The 19977-nt window shown below is 65.4% G+C and carries 24 protein-coding genes and 3 tRNA genes; 15 read left to right on the forward strand and 12 right to left on the reverse strand.

All coding sequences use genetic code 11. The features are described 5' to 3' along the window. The first annotated feature begins 22 nt into the window (after positions 1-22). The 11 genes from alc to PSEMAI1_RS0115200 all read left to right on the forward strand — a co-directional run bounded on the left by alc (position 23) and on the right by PSEMAI1_RS0115200 (position 9551). The gene (alc, locus tag PSEMAI1_RS0115150; protein WP_024303687.1) at positions 23-1063 is read left to right on the forward strand and encodes an allantoicase; all 1041 of its coding nucleotides are present in this window, start codon (positions 23-25) and stop codon (positions 1061-1063) included. Next, positions 1060-1563, forward strand: coding sequence for an ureidoglycolate lyase (locus PSEMAI1_RS0115155; protein ID WP_024303688.1), 504 nt, complete (start codon positions 1060-1062; stop codon positions 1561-1563). The genes alc and PSEMAI1_RS0115155 overlap by 4 nt, the downstream gene beginning before the upstream one ends. A 55-nt stretch (positions 1564-1618) precedes the next feature. Next, positions 1619-2134, forward strand: coding sequence for an AmiS/UreI family transporter (locus PSEMAI1_RS0115160; protein WP_024303689.1), 516 nt, complete (start codon positions 1619-1621; stop codon positions 2132-2134). Between the two features lie 173 nt (positions 2135-2307). After that, on the forward strand, positions 2308-4083 hold the full coding sequence (gene gcl, locus PSEMAI1_RS0115165) for a glyoxylate carboligase (RefSeq protein WP_024303690.1): 1776 nt from the start codon (positions 2308-2310) through the stop codon (positions 4081-4083). A gap of 29 nt (positions 4084-4112) precedes the next feature. After that, on the forward strand, positions 4113-4892 hold the full coding sequence (gene hyi, locus PSEMAI1_RS0115170) for a hydroxypyruvate isomerase (protein ID WP_024303691.1): 780 nt from the start codon (positions 4113-4115) through the stop codon (positions 4890-4892). Positions 4893-5069: 177 nt separating this feature from the next. Next, the gene (locus PSEMAI1_RS0115175) at positions 5070-5954 is read left to right on the forward strand and encodes a 2-hydroxy-3-oxopropionate reductase (protein ID WP_024303692.1); all 885 of its coding nucleotides are present in this window, start codon (positions 5070-5072) and stop codon (positions 5952-5954) included. Positions 5955-6006: 52 nt separating this feature from the next. Continuing rightward, a complete protein-coding gene (locus PSEMAI1_RS0115180; protein WP_024303693.1) occupies positions 6007-6432 on the forward strand; it encodes a DUF3830 family protein in 426 nt (141 codons plus the stop codon). An 18-nt stretch (positions 6433-6450) separates the two neighbouring features. Beyond that, positions 6451-6867, forward strand: coding sequence for a heme-binding protein (locus PSEMAI1_RS0115185; RefSeq protein ID WP_024303694.1), 417 nt, complete (start codon positions 6451-6453; stop codon positions 6865-6867). A gap of 149 nt (positions 6868-7016) precedes the next feature. Beyond that, positions 7017-7922 carry a LysR family transcriptional regulator gene (locus PSEMAI1_RS0115190; protein WP_024303695.1) on the forward strand — a complete coding sequence of 302 codons (906 nt, stop codon included), beginning with the start codon at positions 7017-7019 and terminating at the stop codon, positions 7920-7922. Positions 7923-8145: 223 nt separating this feature from the next. Then, the gene (locus tag PSEMAI1_RS0115195; protein ID WP_024303696.1) at positions 8146-8940 is read left to right on the forward strand and encodes an acyl-CoA thioesterase II; all 795 of its coding nucleotides are present in this window, start codon (positions 8146-8148) and stop codon (positions 8938-8940) included. A 119-nt stretch (positions 8941-9059) separates the two neighbouring features. Then, complete coding sequence (locus PSEMAI1_RS0115200) at positions 9060-9551, forward strand: NUDIX domain-containing protein (protein ID WP_024303697.1); 492 nt, start codon at positions 9060-9062, stop codon at positions 9549-9551. 78 nt (positions 9552-9629) lie between these two features. On the opposite strand, the gene PSEMAI1_RS0115205 is transcribed toward PSEMAI1_RS0115200, so the two are convergent. From PSEMAI1_RS0115205 to PSEMAI1_RS0115215, 3 genes are all read right to left on the reverse strand, one after another. Then, positions 9630-9705, reverse strand: a tRNA-Thr gene (locus PSEMAI1_RS0115205). A 60-nt stretch (positions 9706-9765) separates the two neighbouring features. Then, a tRNA-Pro gene (locus tag PSEMAI1_RS0115210) sits at positions 9766-9842 on the reverse strand. A 75-nt stretch (positions 9843-9917) separates the two neighbouring features. Then, positions 9918-9994, reverse strand: a tRNA-Pro gene (locus tag PSEMAI1_RS0115215). Between the two features lie 93 nt (positions 9995-10087). Here PSEMAI1_RS0115215 and PSEMAI1_RS0115220 point away from each other — a divergent pair. Further along, complete coding sequence (locus tag PSEMAI1_RS0115220) at positions 10088-11077, forward strand: recombination-associated protein RdgC (protein WP_024303698.1); 990 nt, start codon at positions 10088-10090, stop codon at positions 11075-11077. Positions 11078-11197: 120 nt separating this feature from the next. Here the strand turns inward: PSEMAI1_RS0115220 and PSEMAI1_RS0115225 are convergent, their stop codons facing one another. After that, positions 11198-12622 carry a PLP-dependent aminotransferase family protein gene (locus PSEMAI1_RS0115225; protein WP_029770757.1) on the reverse strand — a complete coding sequence of 475 codons (1425 nt, stop codon included), beginning with the start codon at positions 12620-12622 and terminating at the stop codon, positions 11198-11200. 183 nt (positions 12623-12805) lie between these two features. On the opposite strand from PSEMAI1_RS0115225, the gene PSEMAI1_RS0115230 reads away from it, so the two are divergent. After that, positions 12806-13069, forward strand: a complete 264-nt coding sequence (locus PSEMAI1_RS0115230) for a hypothetical protein (protein ID WP_024303700.1) — start codon at positions 12806-12808, stop codon at positions 13067-13069. 71 nt (positions 13070-13140) lie between these two features. Here PSEMAI1_RS0115230 and bfr read toward each other — a convergent pair whose 3' ends face one another. Next, positions 13141-13608: a bacterioferritin gene (gene bfr / locus PSEMAI1_RS0115235; RefSeq protein WP_024303701.1), complete on the reverse strand. Its 468-nt coding sequence runs from the start codon at positions 13606-13608 to the stop codon at positions 13141-13143. A gap of 200 nt (positions 13609-13808) precedes the next feature. Between bfr and dcd the strand changes: the two genes are divergently transcribed. Further along, on the forward strand, positions 13809-14378 hold the full coding sequence (gene dcd / locus PSEMAI1_RS0115240; RefSeq protein WP_024303702.1) for a dCTP deaminase: 570 nt from the start codon (positions 13809-13811) through the stop codon (positions 14376-14378). Between the two features lie 307 nt (positions 14379-14685). Beyond that, positions 14686-15168 carry a glutathione peroxidase gene (locus PSEMAI1_RS0115245; RefSeq protein WP_024303703.1) on the forward strand — a complete coding sequence of 161 codons (483 nt, stop codon included), beginning with the start codon at positions 14686-14688 and terminating at the stop codon, positions 15166-15168. A 108-nt stretch (positions 15169-15276) separates the two neighbouring features. Here the strand turns inward: PSEMAI1_RS0115245 and PSEMAI1_RS0115250 are convergent, their stop codons facing one another. The 7 genes from PSEMAI1_RS0115250 to PSEMAI1_RS0115280 all read right to left on the reverse strand — a co-directional run bounded on the left by PSEMAI1_RS0115250 (position 15277) and on the right by PSEMAI1_RS0115280 (position 19945). Then, the gene (locus PSEMAI1_RS0115250) at positions 15277-15588 is read right to left on the reverse strand and encodes a hypothetical protein (protein WP_024303704.1); all 312 of its coding nucleotides are present in this window, start codon (positions 15586-15588) and stop codon (positions 15277-15279) included. 184 nt (positions 15589-15772) lie between these two features. Continuing rightward, positions 15773-16102, reverse strand: coding sequence for a hypothetical protein (locus tag PSEMAI1_RS0115255; protein WP_024303705.1), 330 nt, complete (start codon positions 16100-16102; stop codon positions 15773-15775). A gap of 125 nt (positions 16103-16227) precedes the next feature. Further along, positions 16228-16638 (reverse strand): YchJ family protein, encoded by a 411-nt coding sequence (locus PSEMAI1_RS0115260; RefSeq protein WP_024303706.1) that lies wholly within the window; start codon positions 16636-16638, stop codon positions 16228-16230. A gap of 3 nt (positions 16639-16641) precedes the next feature. Beyond that, positions 16642-17097 (reverse strand): hypothetical protein, encoded by a 456-nt coding sequence (locus PSEMAI1_RS0115265; protein ID WP_024303707.1) that lies wholly within the window; start codon positions 17095-17097, stop codon positions 16642-16644. Between the two features lie 70 nt (positions 17098-17167). Continuing rightward, positions 17168-18100, reverse strand: coding sequence for a cysteine synthase A (gene cysK, locus PSEMAI1_RS0115270; protein WP_024303708.1), 933 nt, complete (start codon positions 18098-18100; stop codon positions 17168-17170). A gap of 175 nt (positions 18101-18275) precedes the next feature. Further along, positions 18276-18818 carry an O-acetyl-ADP-ribose deacetylase gene (locus tag PSEMAI1_RS0115275; protein WP_024303709.1) on the reverse strand — a complete coding sequence of 181 codons (543 nt, stop codon included), beginning with the start codon at positions 18816-18818 and terminating at the stop codon, positions 18276-18278. Continuing rightward, on the reverse strand, positions 18815-19945 hold the full coding sequence (locus PSEMAI1_RS0115280; RefSeq protein WP_024303710.1) for a glycerate kinase: 1131 nt from the start codon (positions 19943-19945) through the stop codon (positions 18815-18817). The genes PSEMAI1_RS0115275 and PSEMAI1_RS0115280 overlap by 4 nt, the downstream gene beginning before the upstream one ends. Positions 19946-19977: the final 32 nt, after the last annotated feature.

The following is a 19977-nucleotide window of genomic DNA, read 5'->3' on the forward strand; positions in this document are numbered from 1 at the left end:
TGAACCCTTAGGAGAACCCACCATGGCCCACGCCACCGGACCTACCGTCATCGCCCCCGCCGCCGAGCTGCCCGATTGGGCGCGCCGCTCGGTCGACCTCGCCAACCCGCGTCTGGGCGCCCAGGCTCTTTACGCTTCGGACGATTTCTTCGCCGAGGTCTCGCGCATGCTCAACCCGGAACCGGCCCAGTTCGTTCCCGGCAAGTTCGACGAGAACGGCAAGTGGATGGATGGCTGGGAGTCGCGCCGCAAGCGCGTAGCCGGCCACGACTGGGCGCTGGTGAAGCTCGGCGTGAAGGGCGTGATCCGCGGCTTCGACGTGGATACCAGTCACTTCACCGGCAACTACCCGCCGGCGGTGTCGATCGAGGCCACCGTTTCCGCCACGGACGACGTGGAGGCGCTGAAGGCGGCCAACTGGACCGAAATCCTCCCCGCCACCGCGCTCGGCCCCAACAGCCATCACCTGCTCGAATGCGCCAACGGCGATGCCTGGACCCACCTGCGCGTCAACATCTACCCGGACGGCGGCATCGCCCGCCTGCGCGTGTACGGCCAGCCGGTGGGCGGCCTGGAAACCGCCGGCCCGGATCAGCTGGTCGACCTGGTCGCGCTGGAGAACGGCGGCCGCCCGGTGGCCTGGAACGACGCCAGCTTCGGCTCCTCCGCCAGCAACATGCTGCTGCCCGGCCGCGGCCTGAACATGGGCGACGGCTGGGAGACCCGCCGCCGCCGCGAACCGGGCAACGACTGGTGCGTGCTGCAGCTGGGCGCACCCGGCATCATCGAGAAGATCGAGGTGGATACCGCCTTCTACAAAGGCAATTATCCCGACGCTTGCTCGCTGCAGGCGGCCTTCGTCACCGGCGGCACCGACCAGTCCGCCACCACCCAGAGCATGTTCTGGCCGGTGCTGCTGCCGGAGCAGAAGCTGTCGATGGACGCGGTGCACACCTTCACCGACCTGGCCAAGCTCGGCCCGGTGACCCATGTCCGCCTCAACATCTTCCCCGACGGCGGGGTCTCGCGCCTGCGCCTGTGGGGCCGGGTGGTCAAGCCATGAGGCCCCGCATCCTGGAGGTGGAACCGCTCAGCCGGGAAGCCTTCGCGCCGTTCGGCGACGTGATCGAGGCCTCGGAGGCGGTACGCCACTTCCCGATCAACGGCGGCAACACCGAGCGCTACCACGATCTGGCCAGCATCGAGCCGGGGCCCGAGGGCCGGGCGATCGTGTCCATCTTTCGCGGCCAGCCGCGTGAGCTGCCGTTCCGGGTGGAGATGATGGAACGCCACCCGCTGGGCAGCCAGGCCTTCGTCCCGCTGTCCGGGCTCCCCTACCTGGTGGTGGTGGCCCCGGCCGGGGCGCCGCCGGCGGCGGAGGACCTGCGGGTCTTCCTCGCCCGGTCCGATCAGGGCGTCAACTACCGCACCGGGGTGTGGCACCACCCGCTGCTGGCCCTCGACGCGGTATGCGATTTCCTGGTGGTGGACCGCAGCGGCCCCGGCCACAACTGCGACGAAGTCCGGCTCGACACCGTCGGCATCATCCCGGCCCTGGCCTGAGCTTGGGAGCATCGACCATGCCGGACACCTTCCGACCCCGCCGAGGAGGATAGCCATGCTGCTCGGGCTGACGCTTCTCTACGTAGGAGCGGTGCTGATTCTCAACGGCCTGTGGATGCTGGGCCGCATCGGCGACCGGGAGATCTCCGTGATCAACCTGTTCGCCGGCGGCCTCACGCTGCTGGTGGCCCTCAAGCTCGCCTTCGGCGAGGGGGCGGACGCCGCCTCGATCAAGGCGGGCGCCCTCTCCCTGCTGTTCTCGTTCACCTATTTGTGGGTCGCCCTCAACCGTCACAACGGCTCCGACGGCCGCGGGCTGGGCTGGTTCAGCCTGTTCGTGGCGATCACGGCGGTGCCGGTGGCGGCGGAGACGCTGTACCTCGCCCGCTCCGCCTGGGACTGGTGGTTCGGCCTGTCCTGGCTGGCGTGGGCGCTGCTGTGGCTGCTGTTTTTCCTGCGGCTGGCGCTGCAGAAGCCGGTGGCCCGGCTCACCGCCTGCATGGCCATCGGCCAGGGCGTGCTGACCGGGTGGCTGCCGGGTTATCTGCTGCTGACCGGAGCGATCCGATGAAGGGACTCGCCGCCGGCTAACGCCTTCCGGAGGGATGGCGCGGCGTCCCTTCTCGGCACCAGCCGATACCAAAAGTATCGACAGAACCGATAGCCACGGCAATTCAACGACTTAGTCTTTCTCCCTATGCTGGGACCATCAGTCGAGCAGATACCACCCAAGGAGGAATACCGATGGCCCGAATGAGAGCAGTGGACGCCGCCGCGGCAGTGTTGCGCAAGGAAGGCGTGAGTACCGTGTTCGGCGTGCCCGGCGCCGCGATCAACCCGCTTTACTCGGCGATGAAGAAGGATGGCGGCTTCCAACACGTGCTGGCCCGCCATGTCGAGGGAGCCTCCCACATGGCAGAGGGCTATACCCGCGCCAAGGCCGGCAACGTCGGCGTGTGCATCGGCACCTCCGGCCCGGCGGGCACCGATATGATCACCGGCCTGTATTCCGCGTCGGCCGATTCGATACCTATCCTATGCATTACCGGCCAGGCCCCCCGTGCCCGCCTCTACAAGGAAGACTTCCAGGCGGTGGACATCGAGTCCATCGCCAAGCCGGTCACCAAGTGGGCCGTCACGGTGCGCGAGCCGGCGCTGGTGCCACGCGTGTTCCAGCAGGCCTTCCACATCATGCGCTCCGGCCGCCCCGGCCCGGTGCTGATCGACCTGCCTTTCGACGTGCAGATGGCCGAGATCGAGTTCGACATCGACACCTACGAGTCCCTGCCCTTGCACAAGCCGGCCGCCACACGCGCCCAGGCCGAGAAGGCCATGGCCATGCTCAATGCCGCCGAGCGTCCTCTGATCGTCTCCGGCGGCGGCGTGATCAACGCCGATGCGGCAGTCCGCCTGCAGGAGTTCGCCGAGCTGACCGGCGTGCCGGTAATCCCGACCCTGATGGGCTGGGGCACCATCCCCGACGACCATCCGCTGATGGCCGGCATGGTGGGCCTGCAGACCTCGCACCGCTACGGCAACGCCACGATGCTGGCGTCGGACTTCGTGATCGGCATCGGCAACCGCTGGGCCAACCGCCATACCGGTTCGGTGGAGGTCTACACCGAGGGCCGCACCTTCGTGCACATCGACATCGAGCCGACCCAGATCGGCCGGGTGTTCGGCCCCGACTACGGCATCGTCTCGGACGCCGGCGCGGCGCTCGACCGCCTGCTCGAGGTGGCGCGCGAGATGAAGGCGGCAGGCCAGCTGCCGGACCGCAGCGCCTGGGTCGCCGACTGCCAGGAGCGCAAGCGCACCCTGCAGCGCAAGACCCACTTCGATACCACCCCGATGAAGCCGCAACGGGTGTACGAGGAGATGAACCGGGCTTTCGGCCAGGATACCTGCTATGTCAGCACCATCGGCCTGTCCCAGATCGCCGCCGCCCAGTTCCTCCACGTCTACAAGCCGCGCCACTGGATCAACTGCGGCCAGGCCGGCCCGCTGGGCTGGACCATTCCGGCAGCGCTGGGCGTCTGCGCCGCCGATCCGGCGCGCAAGGTGGTGGCCATCTCCGGCGACTACGACTTCCAGTTCATGATCGAAGAGCTGGCCGTCGGCGCCCAGTTCAAGCTGCCCTACCTGCACGTGGTGGTGAACAACGCCTACCTGGGGCTGATCCGCCAGGCCCAGCGCGGCTTCGACATGGACTACTGCGTGCAGCTCGCCTTCGAGAACATCAACGCCCCCGAGACCGAAGGCTACGGCGTCGATCACGTGGCGGTGGTCGAGGGTTTGGGCTGCAAGGCGATCCGCGTGCGCAAGCCGGAGGAGATCCAGCCCGCCTTCGCCCAGGCCCGTGCCTGGATGGAGCAATACCGCGTGCCGGTGGTGGTGGAGATCATCCTGGAACGGGTGACCAACATCTCCATGGGCACCGAGATCAACGCCGTCAACGAGTTCGAGGAACTGGCCGCCCACGGCGCCGACGCCCCGACCGCCATCTCGCTGCTCGACTGACCCTAGCGTCCAGCAACCAGGAGGACACCATGCCGAAATTCGCCGCCAACCTGACCATGCTCTTTACCGAGCTACCCTTCCTCGACCGCTTCCAGGCCGCCGCCGAGGCCGGCTTCCAGGGGGTCGAGTACCTGTTCCCCTACGCCTTCGCCAAGGAGGTCCTGGCCGAGTGCCTCGATCGCCACGGCCTGGTGCAGGTCCTCCACAACCTGCCGGCGGGCGACTGGGAAGCGGGCGAGCGCGGCATCGCCTGCCATCCGGACCGGGTCGACGAGTTCCGCGACGGCGTCGGCCGCGCCATCGACTACGCCCGGGCCTTAGGCTGCACCCAGCTCAACTGCCTGGCTGGCATCGCCCCGGCCGGCGTCCCGGCCGACACGCTGCGCGAGACCTTCGTCGACAACCTGCGCTTCGCCGCCGGCCAGTTGCAGAAGGCGGGCATCCGTTTGCTGATCGAGCCGATCAATACCTACGACATCCCCGGCTTCTACCTGAACCGCACCGCCCAGGCAGCGGAGATTCTCGACGCGGTCGGCTCGGACAACCTGTTCATCCAGTACGACATCTACCACGCCCAGCGCATGGAGGGCGAACTGGCGGGCACGATCGCCAAGCACCTGCCGCGCATCGCCCACATCCAGCTCGCCGACAACCCCGGCCGCCACGAGCCGGGCAGCGGCGAGATCAACTACCCGTGGCTGTTGCGCCACATCGACGGACTCGGCTACAGCGGCTGGATCGGCTGCGAGTACAAGCCCGCCGCCGACACCCGCGAGGGGCTGGGCTGGATCACGGCCCTGACACGCTAAGAGCCGCTAACAAAACCCTCTTGGCGTTGTTACGCGGTCTGGCCGTACTACTTGCATGTAGCTTCGCTGAAACTTCGGCTACGCCTCGTTTTCTGCGGCCGCGCACCTAGCCAAGACCGTTGCACTGGGTTTTGTTAACGGCTCCAGGACTCAATCTCATAAAACGGAGACAGCATCATGGCAAACATCGGTTTCATCGGCCTCGGTATCATGGGCGCGCCCATGGCCGGCCACCTCATCGCCGGCGGGCATACCGTCTTCACCTACACCCGCAGCAATACGCCCGCGGCGCTCATCGAGGCCGGCGCCAGGGTCTGCACCAGCGGCGCCGAGGTCGCCCGCCAGGCGGACATCGTCATCACCATGGTGCCCGACACCCCGCACGTGGAAGATGCGCTGTTCGGCGCCAACGGCGTCGCCGCCGGTCTCAGCGCCGGCAAGATCGTGGTGGACATGAGCTCCATCTCGCCGGTGGCCACCAAGGATTTCGCCCGCCGCATCAACGAGCTCGGCTGCGAGTACCTCGATGCGCCGGTGTCGGGCGGCGAAGTCGGCGCCAAGGCGGCGACGCTGACCATCATGGTCGGCGGCAACGAGGCCGCCTTCGCCACGGTCAAGCCGCTGTTCGAGCTGATGGGCAAGAACATCACCCTGGTCGGCGGCAACGGCGACGGCCAGATCACCAAGGTGGCCAACCAGATCATCGTCGCGCTGACCATCGAGGCGGTGGGCGAGGCCCTGCTGCTCGCCGCCAAGGCCGGCGCCGACCCGGCCAAGGTGCGCCAGGCGCTGATGGGCGGCTTCGCCAACTCCCGCATCCTGGAGGTGCATGGCGAGCGCATGGTCAAGCGCACCTTCGACCCGGGCTTCCGCATCGAGCTGCACCAGAAGGACCTCAACCTGGCGCTGACCACCGGCCGCCAGCTCGGCGTGTCCCTGCCCAACACTGCCACCGCCCAGGAGCTGTTCAACGCCTGCGCGGCCCACGGCGGCGCCGGCTGGGATCATTCGGCGATGGTGCGCGCGCTGGAGAAGCTGGCCAATTTCGAAATCGGCCAATAAGCGTTTCAAGAAGGGCCGGCGTCGACCGGTTCCACCCTAAGAAGGAGACCCCATGCGTTACCTGTCCATCGATGTCGGTTCCTACCATTTCGTCGCCCGCCTGGAAGAAGAAGCCGCGCCGCGTACCTGCGCCGCCTTCCTGAAGCTGCTGCCCTTCTCCAATCAGGTGATCCATTCGCGCTGGAGCGGCGAAGCGGTGTGGGTGCCGCTCGGCGATTTCGATACCGGGCTCGGCTTCGAGAACCACACCAATCACCCTTCGCGCGGCGACATCCTGCTCTACCCGGGAGGTTTTTCCGAAACCGAGATCCTGTTCGCCTACGGCAGCAGCCAGTTCGCGAGCAAGATGGGCCAATTGGCGGGCAACCACTTCCTGACCGTGGTCGAAGGCGCCGATCAACTGATGGACATGGGGCGCACCGTGCTGTGGAAGGGTGCGCAAGCGATCCGTTTCACCGATCTCGGCGAGCGCCGATAGGCAAGAAGGAAACCGCAGATGAGAGACAGCAAGATACTGACCCTGGACGAGGTCAAACGCATCGCCGCCGCAGCCGAAGCCGAGGCAGCAGCCCAGGGCTGGGCGGTCAGCATCGCCGTATGCGATGCCGGCGGCCATGCCCTGTGGCTGCAGCGCATGGACGGCGCACCGCTGATGAGCGCCGCCGTCGCCCCTGAAAAGGCACGCACCTGCGTACTCAGCGGCAAGCCGAGCAAGGCTTTCGAGGACATGGTGAACAACGGCCGCTTCGCCGCGCTGGCGATGCCGGTGGTACCGCTGGAAGGCGGCGAGCCCATCGTGGTCGGCGGCCTGGTGATCGGCGCGGTCGGCGTCTCCGGCGTCAAGGCCGGCGAGGATGCCCAGGTTGCCCGCGCCGGCGTGGCCGCCCTTGCCGGTCAGCGCGAGGCCGCATGAGACGCCGGCGCCATGCCGTGGATGCGGGATGGCTCATACGGGAAGCGGGGCGCCGCTCGAAACAGAGTCGCACGGCCGCGCCCGATTCTCCGCAGACGGACTGATCGCTCCTGGCCCGAGCGGCCAGGAAGCACTCCCGGAGGTTCGAGATGGATCGCTACACGGAACTCAAGAGCTTCGTCCTGGTGGCGGAAAAAGGCAGCTTCGCCGCCGCGGCCCAGGCGGAGCGGGTCACGCCGGTGGTCATGGGGCGTCGCCTGGACAGCCTGGAAGGCCGCCTGGGGGTCAAGCTCATGCACCGCTCCACGCGCGGCCTGCATCTGACCGACCTGGGAGAACAATTCCTCGACCAGGCGCGCCAGTTCCTCAAGGAGTTCGACGAACTGGAATCGACCATCAGCGCCGGCCGCAACCAGGTGCGCGGTCACCTGGTGGTGTCGGCCCCGGCCGCCTTCGGACGCCGCCACGTGGCCCCTCTCGGCCAGGTTTTCCAGACCCTCTACCCGGAATTGAAGCTCTCCTTCAACCTCACCGACAGCGTAGTGGACCTGGTGCGCGAGGGCTACGACATGTCCATCCGCATCGGCGAGGTCACCGACCCCAACTACGTGGCGGTAAAGCTGGCCAGCAACCGCCGCGTGGTGTGCGGCACACCGGCGTACTTCGAGCGCCACGGCACCCCGCAGAGCCTGGAGGACCTGGCTCAGCACAACTGCCTGGCCTTCAATCTGCAGGGCGGCCAGCCCCGTGGCTGGACCTTCCTGAAGGACGGCCGGCTGGTAGCGGTGAAGGTCAGCGGCAACCTGGATTGCAACGACGGGGAACTGCTCTACAACTGGGTGAAGCAAGGCCTGGGCATCGGCTGGCGCTCCACCTGGGAAATCGCGGGAGAGCTCAAACGGGGGGAACTGATCACCGTGCTCGACGAATTCGCGGTACCGGCCTACGACATCCAGGCCGTCTACCCGCAGCAGCGCTACCTGCCGGCCAAGGTGCGCTTCTTCATCGACTATCTGAAAAAGATCTACAACACGCCGGGATATTGGGAAAGGTAGCGGGCAGCTTCGCTGCCGCAATGGGAACATAGGCCTTGGCTGCATGTAGCGGCCAAGGTCTTTTTTATTTGTTTGAAGGCACCGCATGGGTAGTCGTGACCGATTGGATCCGATCGTTGGGTGGCATCTTGCCAACCGACACGCGCCCCTCCTCGACCAGCTCTTCGATCCGGAGTAGAGTGGGAAATTCAAACGTCCGTTTACAATAACAGAGGGGCAGGACATGCATATCGATGAATTACTGCAGTCGGTCTCGGCGTGTGTGCCGGGCTGGTTCAACGCAGAGGTGAGCGAAGACTGGGCGCAGGGGCGCACCCTGTTCGGCGGCCTGCAAGCGATGCTGGCGTTACGCGCCATGCGCCTGGCGATGCCGGAGGCGCCGCCGTTGTGGTCACTGCAGACCACCTTTATCGCGCCGGTGTTGCCGGGCAAGGTGCGCATCCAGGTGCAAACCTTGCGCCAGGGCCGAGCGGCAATGCAGATGGAGGCGCGCCTGATGGACGGCGAGCAGACCGCCGCCACCGTGGTGGCCGTGTTCGGCGCCGCGCGTGAATCCATCGTGCGAGTTGCGCCGCAGCCGGGCAAACCGCTGCCGGACCAACAGGAAGGGCCGGAGCTGCCGTTTATCCCCGGTGTGGTGCCCAACTTCACTCGGCATTACGTTTACCGTTGGCTTGAAGGCGGCATTCCGTTTACCGGCAGCCAGCACCCTGGCACGCGCATCCGCCTGCGCCAGCGCGACGAAGGGATGCTGGAAGAGGCGCATATCGTGGCGCTGGCCGATGCGATTCCGCCACCGGCGCTGTCGCTACTGCCCCAGCCGACACCGGCCAGCACCTTGAGCTGGTCGCTCGAGTTCGTGCGCCATCTGCCGCCGGTGGCGTCGGGTGAGTGGTGGCGCATGGATGCCGGGATCGTCGCGGCGCGCGACGGCTACAGCAGCCAGGATGCGCACCTGTTCGGACCGGACGGCGAGCTGGTGGCGCTATCACGCCAGGTGGTGGCGGTGTTCGGTTAAGCTCGCGGGTACCTGGCCGCACGCTCAACGCGGGTTGATGCCGTTCAGGTAGGGCGGCACTGCTGCGGGGTGGCTCCAACGGTTGTCTATGCTGAAGGCAGGTTGACAAGGAGGCTGCCATGCCCAAGACCAGTGCCGGCATTCTGCCCTACCGCAAGAACGGCGAGCGCTTCGAGGTGCTGCTCGTGCATCCCGGCGGGCCGTTCTGGGCCAAGAAGGATCTGGGCGCCTGGTCGATCGCCAAGGGCGAATATGCGGCTGGCGAAGAACCGTTGCAGGCGGCCCTCCGCGAGTGCGCAGAGGAAACCGGCTATCGGCCGCTGGGGCCGTTCATACCGCTGACCCGGCGCAAGCAGCCGAGCGGCAAGCTGATCGACGTGTGGGCCTGTGAAGGCGATTGGGATGTGAACCTGCTGGTATCCAACACGTTTCCGCTCGAATGGCCGCCGCATTCGGGCAAGCTGCTCGAGGTGCCCGAGGTCGACCGCGCAGAATGGTTCGTGTTCGACGAAGCGCTGCGGCGTATCCTGCCTGGGCAGCGCGGCTTTTTGGAGGAGTTGCGCGAGCGCCTGACCGGCCACGGCCTCGATCCTCAGGGAGGCGGCGTTTGACTCATCCTCCCGCCATGACACTGAACTGGAAATGATCAAGGGGTTGCGAGAAAGCATCTCGCAACCCCTTGATTTTATTGGTGCCGGTAAGAGGAGTCGAACCCCCGACCTTCGCATTACGAATGCGCTGCTCTACCAACTGAGCTATACCGGCACACCAAACTTGGTAAAAAAGCCTTGACGTATGCTGCTCATCAAGGCTTTTTTTGAATCTTGGTCGGGGTGAGAGGATTCGAACCTCCGGCCTCTACGTCCCGAACGTAGCGCTCTACCAGGCTAAGCTACACCCCGAAGTTCTGAATAAAATTCAGAGAAAACACATTTTACAAAAATCATTTGATGTTCGCAAGCGCTTCATCAAATTTCTGGTCGGGGTGAGAGGATTCGAACCTCCGGCCTCTACGTCCCGAACGTAGCGCTCTACCAGGCTAAGCTACACCCCGATTCCGATTTTTGCGGCTCCAAGTTATTCACCGTCCGGCATCGCTTCTGCGATACAATGTTCGGCCTCAGAGGACGCGCATTATCGGGCAAATATGTGGTTTAAGCAACTATCTTTTTATCGTTTGAGCGGGGATGCCATCCCCGACGTGACGCAACTGACTGATGCGCTGGAGAAAAGACCGTTTCAGCATTGCAGCGGACTGGACTGGTTCAGCGAGGGCTGGGTCGCGCCGGCCGGGCATCAGGAATCGCCGGTGTACAGCGCGCGCGGCTGCCAGCTGGTGGCCTTGAAGCGGGAAGACAAGGTCCTGCCGGCGTCGGTGATCCGCGAATTCGTCGATGCCAAGGTGGCCGAGATCGAAGACAAGGAGCTGCGCAAGGTCGGTCGCAAGGAGAAGCTGGCGCTCAAGGAGCAGATCACCGACGATCTGCTGCCGCGTGCCTTCGTGCGCAGCAACCGGCTGAGCGCCTACCTGGACGGTCGCCGGCAATGGCTGATGGTGAACTCCGCCACCGCCAGCAAGTCCGAAGCGCTGGTGAGCCAGCTGCGCGAGGCGCTGCCGCCCTTCCCCGCCGCCCTGCCGCGCACCCAGCTCGCCCCGCACGCGGCCATGACCGCCTGGCTGGCCGAGGGCGAGGCGCCGGCCGGCTTCGAACTGGACGCCGAATGCGAGCTGAAGGACGGCAGCGAGAACGGCGCGGTGATCCGCTGCACGCGCATGGACCTGACCGCCGACGAGATCCGCCAGCACATCGCCACCGGCAAGCAGGTCACGCGCGTCGGCCTGATCTGGCGCGAACGCATCCGCTTCGTGCTGACCGACGCGCTGCAGCTCAAGCGTCTGCAGTTCCTGGACGTGCTGCAGGAAGAAGCCAGCCAGGCCGGCGACGATCGCGACAGCCTGTTCGAGGCCACCTTCACGCTGATGGTGGAAGAACTGGGCGAACTGGTGGACGAACTGGTCGAGGCCCTGGGCGGGCTGGAAGAGGCACAGGCCGCCGCGCCGGCCAAGCCGCAGCCGGCCGTCGCCACCGCCGAAGCGGTTGTGGCCGGCGAGGTCGACGTGCCCTGGGACGAGTGAGCCTCGCATCGCGACGCAAAACCCCACAAGAGCCGGAGCACCGGCTCTTTTTTATGGCATCGGAGTGGCGACAGCGTTGGGCCTCGATATGGCCGAGATTAGGCAGGTCGGCGCAGGACCTCACGTCGTCAGCCGGCAGGCCAGTTCTCCGAGGCGCTTGAGCGCGACCACCCGCTCCGGCGTCAACGGCATGCCGCAGGAGAGGCGCAGGCAGCGGCCGTACTCGCCGCAAGGTGAGAACAAGGGGCCGGGGGCAAAACCGATGCCCTCGGCCAGCGCCGCGTCGAACAGCGCCAGGCAATCGCCTCCCGGCGGCAGCTCCAGCCACAGCAGAAAACCGCCCTGGGGTTCGGCCAGCTTGGTGCCCGCCGGAAAGTGGCGCGTGACCAGATCGATCGTGGCGCTCACCTGGGAGCGCAGGGCACGACGCAGTTGGCGCATGTGGCGGTCGAAACCGCCGGCGGCGAGGAATTCGGCCATCACCGCCTGCAGCAAGGGGGGCGTGCAGAAAGTGAGCGAGAACTTGCGCATCTGCAATTCGGCATGGAAGCGCCCGCCGGCCACCCACCCTACCCGCATGCCGGGCGCGGCCTGCTTGGTGAACGAGGCGCAGTACAGCACGTTGCCGCTGCGGTCGAACGCCTTGGCCGGCAGCGGCCGCTCGCGGCCGAAGTAGAACTCGCCGTAGATATCGTCCTCGATCAGCGGGATGCCGCGCTCCGCCAGCATCTCCACCATGCGCCGCTTGGTGTCTTCCGGCAGCAGCGCCCCGAGCGGGTTGCTGAAGTTGCTCACCACGATCACCGCCTTGACGTCGCCGGTGCGGGTCGCCAGATCGAGCGCGTCGAGCGACATGCCGTGCAGCGGGTCGGTGGGTATCTCGAGTCCCTTGAGACCACGCGCCTCCAATAGCTGCAACAGCCCGAAGTAACACGGCGATTCGATCGCCACCACGTCACCGGGCCGCGTCACCGCCTGCAGGCAGAGATTGAGCGCCTCGATGCAGCCGTTGGAGATCAGGATGTCGTCCACTTCCAGCGCCTGCCCCCAGTCCACGGTGCGGCGCGCAATCTGGCGGCGCAGCTCCGGCAGGCCGTCGCTGCGACCGTAGCCGGACAACAGTTCGGGCCGACGGCGCGCCACTTGGTTGAGCTTGCTCTGCAGCGATCCCACCGCGAACAGTTCCGGCGCCGGCACGGCGTTGGCGAAGCCAAGATCGCTGCCGCTGGCGACGTAACGCAGGAAGCGCCACATCAGCGGGTTGGTGACCACCGGCAAGGCTTGCGGCTGCGGCGTGGAGCAGGCCGGCGGCGCGGAGGGCAGGCGCCGGCGCACGAAATAGCCCGACTGCGGCCGCGCTTCGATCAGCCCCCTGTCCTCCAGCACGCTGAACGCCTCCTGCACCGTGCTCATGCTGACCTGGCGCCGCTGCTTCATGCTGCGCAGCGACGGCAGCCGCTCGCCCGGCTTGAGCGTGCCGCTGGCGATGGTCGCGGCGATTTCGTCGGCCACCTGTTCGTACAGGGGGAGGAGTTCGGGTTTCATGGTGTCATCTTGCATCAGCGTCCTGGGAGCGGTCAGGTGCAGTTGTGGCGCGAATCGAGCAGTACAGTTGATCAATTGGCTCAACTATACCTGTGCAGATGACATTGAACTGCCTCTGCCGACGAAAAAACCATAGGGGTAGGCTATAGGCGTGATCTTTACCCGAACCTTAGGAGTCATGCCATGGAAACCCTGATCAGCTTGAACCCCAATGAGATTTTCCGGCTCCCCGCCGGCAGCCGCTGGGAGTGCATCGGCGGAGCCGGCTGGCTCACCCAGCATGGTACGGACATCGCCTTGCGCTGCGGCAGCCGCATTGCCATCGACGACCGCGCCGGTGCCGTCATCGAGGCCTTGGGTGGCCCGATCCGCCTGCGTCTGGCCGAGCCTGTTGCGCCGTACCCGCTGCTGCGCCGCGTCGCCAAGGTGGTGCAGCACGGCATCTGATACGGCGGGCAAGCAAATGACAAGGGGTGCCAGCGGCACCCCTGTCTGTTTCGGCCCGCCCTGCAGGCAACTTACATGCGCGACTGCTGGTAGTTCTCCAGGCCGGTGAGTTCGATCAGCTTGATCTGCTGTTCCAGCCAGTGGGCATGGTCGTTCTCGGTTTCCTCCAGCAGCACCATCAGTTCGCTGCGGGTGACGAAGTCCTGGACGCTCTCGCAGTGCGCGATCACCGACTTGAGCAGGGCGCCGACGCGGTATTCCACCTCGAGATCGCTCTTCAGCATGGCCGGCACGTCCTCGCCGACCACGATGGGCACGCGCTTGGCGACGTTCGGCTTGCCGCCGAGGAACAGGATGCGGGCGATCAGCGTGCGGGCGTGCTCCAGTTCGTCCTCGCGTTCGTGGTCGATACGCTCGAACAACTGCTGCAGCCCCTGGTCCTTGTACATTTCGGCGTGGATGAAGTACTGGTCGGCAGCCGACAGTTCCTCGGCCAGCAATTCATTCAGCAACTCGATGATTTTGGGATGACCTTGCATGAAAACGTCCTGTGTCGGGCAGCCGCCAAGCCGGCCGGCGATTGCCAAAGTGAATAAAATCAGGACAGATTGTAGGATGACCAAGTGTAATTGTCAGCAAAACGCTGCCCGGTCGAGGACTAGCTCGTTAGTACACTGGCCGAGCGATGGGGCGGAAGGGTAAAATCCGCTCATCTTCACTATCCCCGGCCCTTCCGACAATGAGCATCAAATCCGACAAGTGGATCCGCCGCATGGCCGAGCAACACGGCATGATCGAGCCGTTCGAGCCGAACCAGATCAAGATCGACGACGGCCAGAAGATCATCTCCTACGGCACCTCGAGCTACGGCTACGACATCCGCTGCGCCGATGAATTCAAGGTATTCACCAACATCAACAGCACCATCGTCGATCCGAAGAATTTCGACCCGAAATCGTTCGTCGAGGTGTCGGGCGACGGCTATTGCATCATTCCGCCCAACTCGTTCGCACTGGCGCGCACCGTGGAATATTTCCGCATCCCGCGCAGCGTGCTGACGGTGTGCCTCGGCAAATCGACCTACGCGCGCTGCGGCATCATCGTCAACGTGACGCCGTTCGAGCCGGAATGGGAAGGCTACGTGACCCTGGAATTCTCCAACACCACCCCGCTGCCGGCGAAAATCTACGCCAACGAAGGCGTGGCGCAGGTGCTGTTTTTCGAGTCGGACGAAGAGTGTGCGGTGTCCTATCGCGACCGTGACGGCAAATACATGGGGCAAAGCGGGGTTACCCTGCCGAAACCGTGAATCCGGTCCGTTCCAGTCCCCATCCCGTCGCCCTCGGCGGGATTTTTTTTCGCCCTGGCGCCCTGTAAAAGTCGCTCGCAATTTCCGGCAGTTGAACTACGATAAACACTAGGTTCTCAGTGGTTTATCGACCAAAAAGCCGAATGAATACATGAGACTACCTTTCTTACTGGGGCGTTGCGGTTCCCCCTTGCCGCTCGTCCCTTTTTTTATGCCGAAAACATGTTTGTGTCCGTTTCTGTAAAATCGCTATAACCGTTTTCTGTTCCCGGCTACCATACAGAACGGCTCCTCACGACGACTGATCATGTCCGCCCCTCTGTACGCTTTCGATTTCACGCTGCTGGATGGTTCCCCGGCCAGGCTCCAGGATTACGCCGGCAAGGTGCTCCTGCTGGTAAACACCGCCAGCCAGTGCGGCTACACCCCGCAATACGCCGGGCTGGAGGCGCTATACCGGCGCTACCGCGACCGCGGGCTGGTCGTTGTCGGCTTTCCCTGCAACCAGTTCGGCCAGCAGGAACCGGGCGATGCCGCCGAGATCGGCGCCTTTTGCCAGAAGAATTTCGGCGTGAGCTTCCCCATGGCCGGCAAGATCGACGTCAATGGCGCGACAGCGCATCCGTTGTGGGATTACCTGACCCGAACCAAACCGGGTCTCTTGGGCACGCGCCGGGTCAAATGGAACTTCACCAAGTTCCTGATCGACCGCCAGGGGCGGATCGTGGCACGCCACTCGGCACTGACCAAACCGGAGGCGCTGGCGGGCAAGATCGAAGCCCTGCTCTGATGCCGGCCTGCCCCAGCGCGCTCATATAAGAACCATTAAAAAAACCGGCAATCATGCCGGTTTTTCTTCAATGGGCCAGAATCGTGGCCCGTGCTGTTCTTGATGTCGCTAAATTTCCTCGCTGGCCACGCCAACGCAGGGATCGTTGACGAGTTGCTCCGCTGCGGCGGCCAATTTGTCCAGGTCATCGTCCAGATGACCCTGCAAATCGACGCAGGCGGCACGCAACATGGCACTGGCCAGCTCGGCGGGTTCGCAACTGAACACTTGAGCCAACGCCCGCAACTCGCCGCAGGTCTCGTGATCCAGCGAGATCGACAGATCGCGCGCCGCAGCCATCTCCAACACCGCCTTGGAACAACGACCTTCTTCACGGCAGTGCTCCAAGCGGGTTACCAGTTCATCCAACGCCCTTGTCATCTCTTCGCTCCTTCCGTTAAGGATAAGTTCCCCATTGCCAGACATAGTCCAGGCAGCTCAAAGACATCACTGCGCTTTTGCCACCTCTTGATTCAGACCAGACAAACCGATCGCCAGCCGCACCATCCATTACAGCCCGGAGGGGAGCCGCAACGACGTCGCCCGGAGGCGGGAAAGAAAAGACTCAGGTACCACCAATATTGAATACGACGCTGGGATTATTTTCCGGCCGGCTGGCCTCCATGATGGCCTGGCATTCCTGCTGCACCTTGCTCAGCAGGGCATCATCGAGATGCTCTTCCAGGTCGACAATGGCGGCATTCAGAATGGCGCCGGCCAGGCATTCCGGTGAAGTATGCAGAACATGTGCCATCGCTTCGAGTTGCAGGCTCAAATCCGCCCTCACCGGCGCTTTGACGAGACGCACGGACGAACTGGACAGATCGCAAAGCGGTTCGCCCGGGTCTGTCGACGTGTTGAACCCGGTCAGCAGTTGCGCGATGGCGTCACCCATTTTCCCCCTCTCCACTTTCCCAAGAGACCTCCTCTAAGAATAGGACAGGAGGCGGAAAACACCATGAGGATAAGAAAAAAACGGGCAGGCCTGAACGGCGATAGGGCGTGCCAATGAGGCGCCGCTCAGCCCTCGTGCAGCTCGCCGTCCAGGTAGAACCAGCGACCGTCCTCCCGCTGGAAACGGCTGGTTTCATGCAGACGATGCGCCCTTCCGCCGACCTTGTAGCGGGCGACGAATTCGACCACGCCGGCCTCGTCGTGCTCGCCGCCCTGTTCGGTACGGCGGACTTCCAGGCCCAGCCATTTCACCTTGCCGGCATCGTCGGCCAGGTCGAGCGCCGCCGGGCGGGTAGCCGCTTGCCAGGTTGCCAACAGGTAGGTTTCCCGACCCAGGGTGTAGGCGGTGTAACGCGAGCGCATCAGGGCTTCGGCCGTCGGAGCATCGGCGGCGGCGTCGATGAAGCGGCCGCAGCAATCGGCATAGGGTCGGAGGCTGCCGCAGGGGCAGGGGCTCGGGGAAGGCGATTTGGCCATGGTTTAGTAGCCCAGCGGCGGCAGGCGGTAGACCTTCAGCAGGAAATTGGTGAACGCCGGATCGGCCGGCTTCTGGCGCAGGCGCGGCCAGGCGCGCAGCCATTCGCGCAGTTTGGCGTCCATCTTGTCCTGCGCTTCCGTCGGGCTCATGCGGCCCGCGTCACGCTCCACGGCGATGTAGCGGTAGGTGGCGAAGGTGTTGTCGTCGACCAGGTTGGGACCGGCGGCGCGCAGCCGGTAGGCGTTGAGCTGATCGGCGGCGGCGGTGCGGCTCAGCCGCCCTGCCTTCACTTCGTCGGCCAGCCGGTTGGCCTCCTTCAGCAGCAGATCCACCTTGCTGGGCGCCACCGCCGGCGGCTTGCGCGGGGGTTGCTGAACACCGGGTTCCGGCAAGGTCGGAATGATGGTACAGCCGCTCAGCGTGGCGGCAGCCATGAAGATGAGGGCGAGCTTTTTCATGGCCCCATTGTAATGCCTATCCGGAGCGCGGGCGACCCGGTGTGACGGGTGCCCGCGCCGGGTCAGGTACTCAGGCCAGGTTTTCGAACAGTGCGGTCGACAGGTAGCGCTCGCCGAACGACGGGAGCACCACCACGATCAGCTTGCCGGCGTTTTCCGGCTGCCGCGCCAGTTGCAGCGCTGCCCAGACCGCCGCACCGGAGGAGATGCCAACCAGCAGGCCTTCCTTGCTGGCCATGTCGCGCGCGGTGGTGAAGGCATCGTCGTTCTTGACGCGGATGATCTCGTCGTAGATGGCGGTGTTCAGGATCGGCGGCACGAAACCGGCGCCGATGCCCTGGATCGGGTGCGGCCCCTTGGCGCCGCCGGACAGCACCGGCGAGGCGTCCGGCTCCACCGCGACGATCTTGACACCCGGCTTCCTCGCCTTGAGCACCTCGCCCACGCCAGTGATGGTGCCGCCGGTACCGATGCCGGCGACGAAGATATCGACCTGGCCGTCGGTGTCGTTCCACACCTCTTCAGCCGTGGTGTTGCGGTGGATGGCCGGGTTGGCCGGGTTTTCGAACTGCTGCGGCATGAAATAGGTGTCCGGATCGGATTCGACCAGTTCACGCGCCTTGGCGATGGCGCCGCCCATGCCGTCCGGCCCCGGGGTCAGGATCAGCTCGGCGCCGTAGGCCTTGAGCAGCATGCGGCGCTCGCGGCTCATGGTTTCCGGCATGGTGATCACCAGCTTGTAGCCGCGCGCCGCGCAGACCATGGCGAGCCCGATGCCGGTATTGCCGGAAGTCGGCTCGACGATGATGGTGTTCGGGCCGATCTTGCCGGCCTTTTCCGCCGCATCGATCATGGCGACGGCAATACGGTCCTTGACGCTGTGTGCCGGGTTGTAGAATTCCAGCTTGGCCACCACGGTGGCGCCGCAGTCGGCCGTCAGGCGATTCAGCCTCACCAGCGGGGTATTGCCGATCAGATCGGTAACGGTATTGGCGATGCGCATTGCTTATTCTCCCTTGACCAAAGATTGGCCACACATTATCGCCCGTCATCATATAGGTGCGTGCCGGCGAATACCAAGATCGTTTGTTTATAACCTTGGAACGGCCGTTCGGCCGTGCCCCGCTCAAACGCCGGCCACATTCAGGGAGAACCGCCGGGGAGGGAGACAGCCCGCGTCAATCGGGCAGAGGCAACGCTGCCAGCACCGCTTCCCACTCCTGGCGGATCGCCGGGCTGTAGGCGACGAATTGCACCAGCCGGATGGCGTGCTCGTGCGTCTGCAGCCAGCCGGCGACCGCCTCGCAGGCGATGGTCAGCGCCGCGTGCAGCGGATAGCCGTAGACGCCACAGCTGATCGCCGGGAACGCCAGGCTGTGCAGACCATGGTCGGCGGCCAGCTGCAGGCTGTTGTGGTAGCACGAGGCCAGCAGCTCCGCCTCACCGGCCGTGCCACCGTGCCAGACCGGGCCGACGGTGTGGATGACGTGGCGCGCCGGCAGGCGATAGCCGCCCGTCAGCCGCGCCTCGCCGGTCGGGCAGCCGCCCAACGTGCGGCATTCGGCCAGCAGCTCCGGTCCGGCAGCACGGTGAATGGCGCCGTCCACCCCTCCTCCACCGAGCAGGCTGCTGTTGGCGGCGTTGACGATGGCGTCCACGTCGAGCCGCGTGATGTCTCCCTGCCAGACTTCCAGCACGGTCGATCCGAGTTGGCGCTTCATGATCCCCTCCTTCCCGCCAGCACCGCACGCGCCAGTTGCTCCGCTGCCTGCGCCAAGAGCGGCCCGGCCTCCCGTATCGCAGTGTCCAGCGGCAACGGACGATTGCACAGCGAAAAGCAGCCGTCGAACGTTTCGGCCAGCCGGCCCGTCGCGTCCGGCAGCACGGCTCCCGACAGCAGGCTGACCGGCACCCCGGCCTCCTGCGCCAGTTCGGCCACCCGCGCCGGTGCCTTGCCGGAGAGGGTCTGGACATCGCTGCAGCCTTCGCCGGTCAGCACCCAGTCGGCCTGGGCGACGGCCTCGAGCAGGCCGGCATGTTCCGCCAGCGCCGCGGCACCGGAATGCGAGCGTCCGCCCAACAGATGCAGGGCGTAGCCCAGCCCTCCCGCCGCGCCGCTGCCCGGCAGATCGGCACAAGGCTGGCCGAAAGCGTGGTCGGCGGCGACGGCAAAATGCGCGATGGCCGCGTCGAGTGCCGCCACGGCATCAGGCGCGACACCCTTCTGCGGGCCGAACACCGCCGTCGCACCATGCTCGCCCAGCAGCGGATTGCTCACGTCGGACCAGATCTCCAGCTTGGTCACTTCCAGCCGTGCATCCAGCCCGGAGGGGTCGACCACCGCCACACGGGCCAACTGATCGGGATGCGGGAGCAGCGGCTGCCCCTGTTTGTCCAGCAGCCGCACTCCCAGCCCGACCAGGCAGCCGGCGCCGCCGTCGTTGGTGCTGGAGCCGCCGAGGCCGACGGCGATATGACGCACCCCGGCATCGAGACAGGCACGGATCAGTTCACCCACCCCGCGCGTATCGCGCTCGTCCACGCTGCTGGCGCCGATATCGGGCAAGCCGGCGACGCGCGCCACTTCGATCACCGCCAGGCCGTTCGGCAGCAGCAGCCATGCGGCCTCACACGGGCGCCCCTCGGCATCCGTCACGGTGGCCGTGTACCAAGTCCCGCCCACGGCCGCGTAGAGTGCGTCCAGCGTGCCCTCGCCGCCGTCGGCCATCGGGCACAGGCGGCACTCGGCGGCCGGTTCGGCACGGCGGATGCCGCATGCCATGGCTTCAGCCGCCTGGCGGGCGGTGAGCGAACCCTTGAAAGAATCGGGGGCGATGAGCCAGCGCATTCGTCGATCCTCGAAAGCGGTCTGGAAAAAGA

The organism is Pseudogulbenkiania sp. MAI-1, assembly GCF_000527175.1.
GTDB lineage: Bacteria > Pseudomonadota > Gammaproteobacteria > Burkholderiales > Chromobacteriaceae > Pseudogulbenkiania.

Excerpts from the sequence above, each read along its gene's own strand:
- alc (WP_024303687.1), top strand. The coding sequence starts at position 23 with ATGGCCCACGCCACCGGACCTACCGTCATCGCCCCCGCCGCCGAGCTG.
- PSEMAI1_RS0115155 (WP_024303688.1), top strand. The coding sequence starts at position 1,060 with ATGAGGCCCCGCATCCTGGAGGTGGAACCGCTCAGCCGGGAAGCCTTC.
- PSEMAI1_RS0115160 (WP_024303689.1), top strand. The coding sequence starts at position 1,619 with ATGCTGCTCGGGCTGACGCTTCTCTACGTAGGAGCGGTGCTGATTCTC.
- gcl (WP_024303690.1), top strand. The coding sequence starts at position 2,308 with ATGGCCCGAATGAGAGCAGTGGACGCCGCCGCGGCAGTGTTGCGCAAG.
- hyi (WP_024303691.1), top strand. The coding sequence starts at position 4,113 with ATGCCGAAATTCGCCGCCAACCTGACCATGCTCTTTACCGAGCTACCC.
- PSEMAI1_RS0115175 (WP_024303692.1), top strand. The coding sequence starts at position 5,070 with ATGGCAAACATCGGTTTCATCGGCCTCGGTATCATGGGCGCGCCCATG.
- PSEMAI1_RS0115180 (WP_024303693.1), top strand. The coding sequence starts at position 6,007 with ATGCGTTACCTGTCCATCGATGTCGGTTCCTACCATTTCGTCGCCCGC.
- PSEMAI1_RS0115185 (WP_024303694.1), top strand. The coding sequence starts at position 6,451 with ATGAGAGACAGCAAGATACTGACCCTGGACGAGGTCAAACGCATCGCC.
- PSEMAI1_RS0115190 (WP_024303695.1), top strand. The coding sequence starts at position 7,017 with ATGGATCGCTACACGGAACTCAAGAGCTTCGTCCTGGTGGCGGAAAAA.
- PSEMAI1_RS0115195 (WP_024303696.1), top strand. The coding sequence starts at position 8,146 with ATGCATATCGATGAATTACTGCAGTCGGTCTCGGCGTGTGTGCCGGGC.
- PSEMAI1_RS0115200 (WP_024303697.1), top strand. The coding sequence starts at position 9,060 with ATGCCCAAGACCAGTGCCGGCATTCTGCCCTACCGCAAGAACGGCGAG.
- PSEMAI1_RS0115220 (WP_024303698.1), top strand. The coding sequence starts at position 10,088 with ATGTGGTTTAAGCAACTATCTTTTTATCGTTTGAGCGGGGATGCCATC.
- PSEMAI1_RS0115225 (WP_029770757.1), bottom strand. The coding sequence starts at position 12,622 with ATGAAACCCGAACTCCTCCCCCTGTACGAACAGGTGGCCGACGAAATC.
- PSEMAI1_RS0115230 (WP_024303700.1), top strand. The coding sequence starts at position 12,806 with ATGGAAACCCTGATCAGCTTGAACCCCAATGAGATTTTCCGGCTCCCC.
- bfr (WP_024303701.1), bottom strand. The coding sequence starts at position 13,608 with ATGCAAGGTCATCCCAAAATCATCGAGTTGCTGAATGAATTGCTGGCC.
- dcd (WP_024303702.1), top strand. The coding sequence starts at position 13,809 with ATGAGCATCAAATCCGACAAGTGGATCCGCCGCATGGCCGAGCAACAC.
- PSEMAI1_RS0115245 (WP_024303703.1), top strand. The coding sequence starts at position 14,686 with ATGTCCGCCCCTCTGTACGCTTTCGATTTCACGCTGCTGGATGGTTCC.
- PSEMAI1_RS0115250 (WP_024303704.1), bottom strand. The coding sequence starts at position 15,588 with ATGACAAGGGCGTTGGATGAACTGGTAACCCGCTTGGAGCACTGCCGT.
- PSEMAI1_RS0115255 (WP_024303705.1), bottom strand. The coding sequence starts at position 16,102 with ATGGGTGACGCCATCGCGCAACTGCTGACCGGGTTCAACACGTCGACA.
- PSEMAI1_RS0115260 (WP_024303706.1), bottom strand. The coding sequence starts at position 16,638 with ATGGCCAAATCGCCTTCCCCGAGCCCCTGCCCCTGCGGCAGCCTCCGA.
- PSEMAI1_RS0115265 (WP_024303707.1), bottom strand. The coding sequence starts at position 17,097 with ATGAAAAAGCTCGCCCTCATCTTCATGGCTGCCGCCACGCTGAGCGGC.
- cysK (WP_024303708.1), bottom strand. The coding sequence starts at position 18,100 with ATGCGCATCGCCAATACCGTTACCGATCTGATCGGCAATACCCCGCTG.
- PSEMAI1_RS0115275 (WP_024303709.1), bottom strand. The coding sequence starts at position 18,818 with ATGAAGCGCCAACTCGGATCGACCGTGCTGGAAGTCTGGCAGGGAGAC.
- PSEMAI1_RS0115280 (WP_024303710.1), bottom strand. The coding sequence starts at position 19,945 with ATGCGCTGGCTCATCGCCCCCGATTCTTTCAAGGGTTCGCTCACCGCC.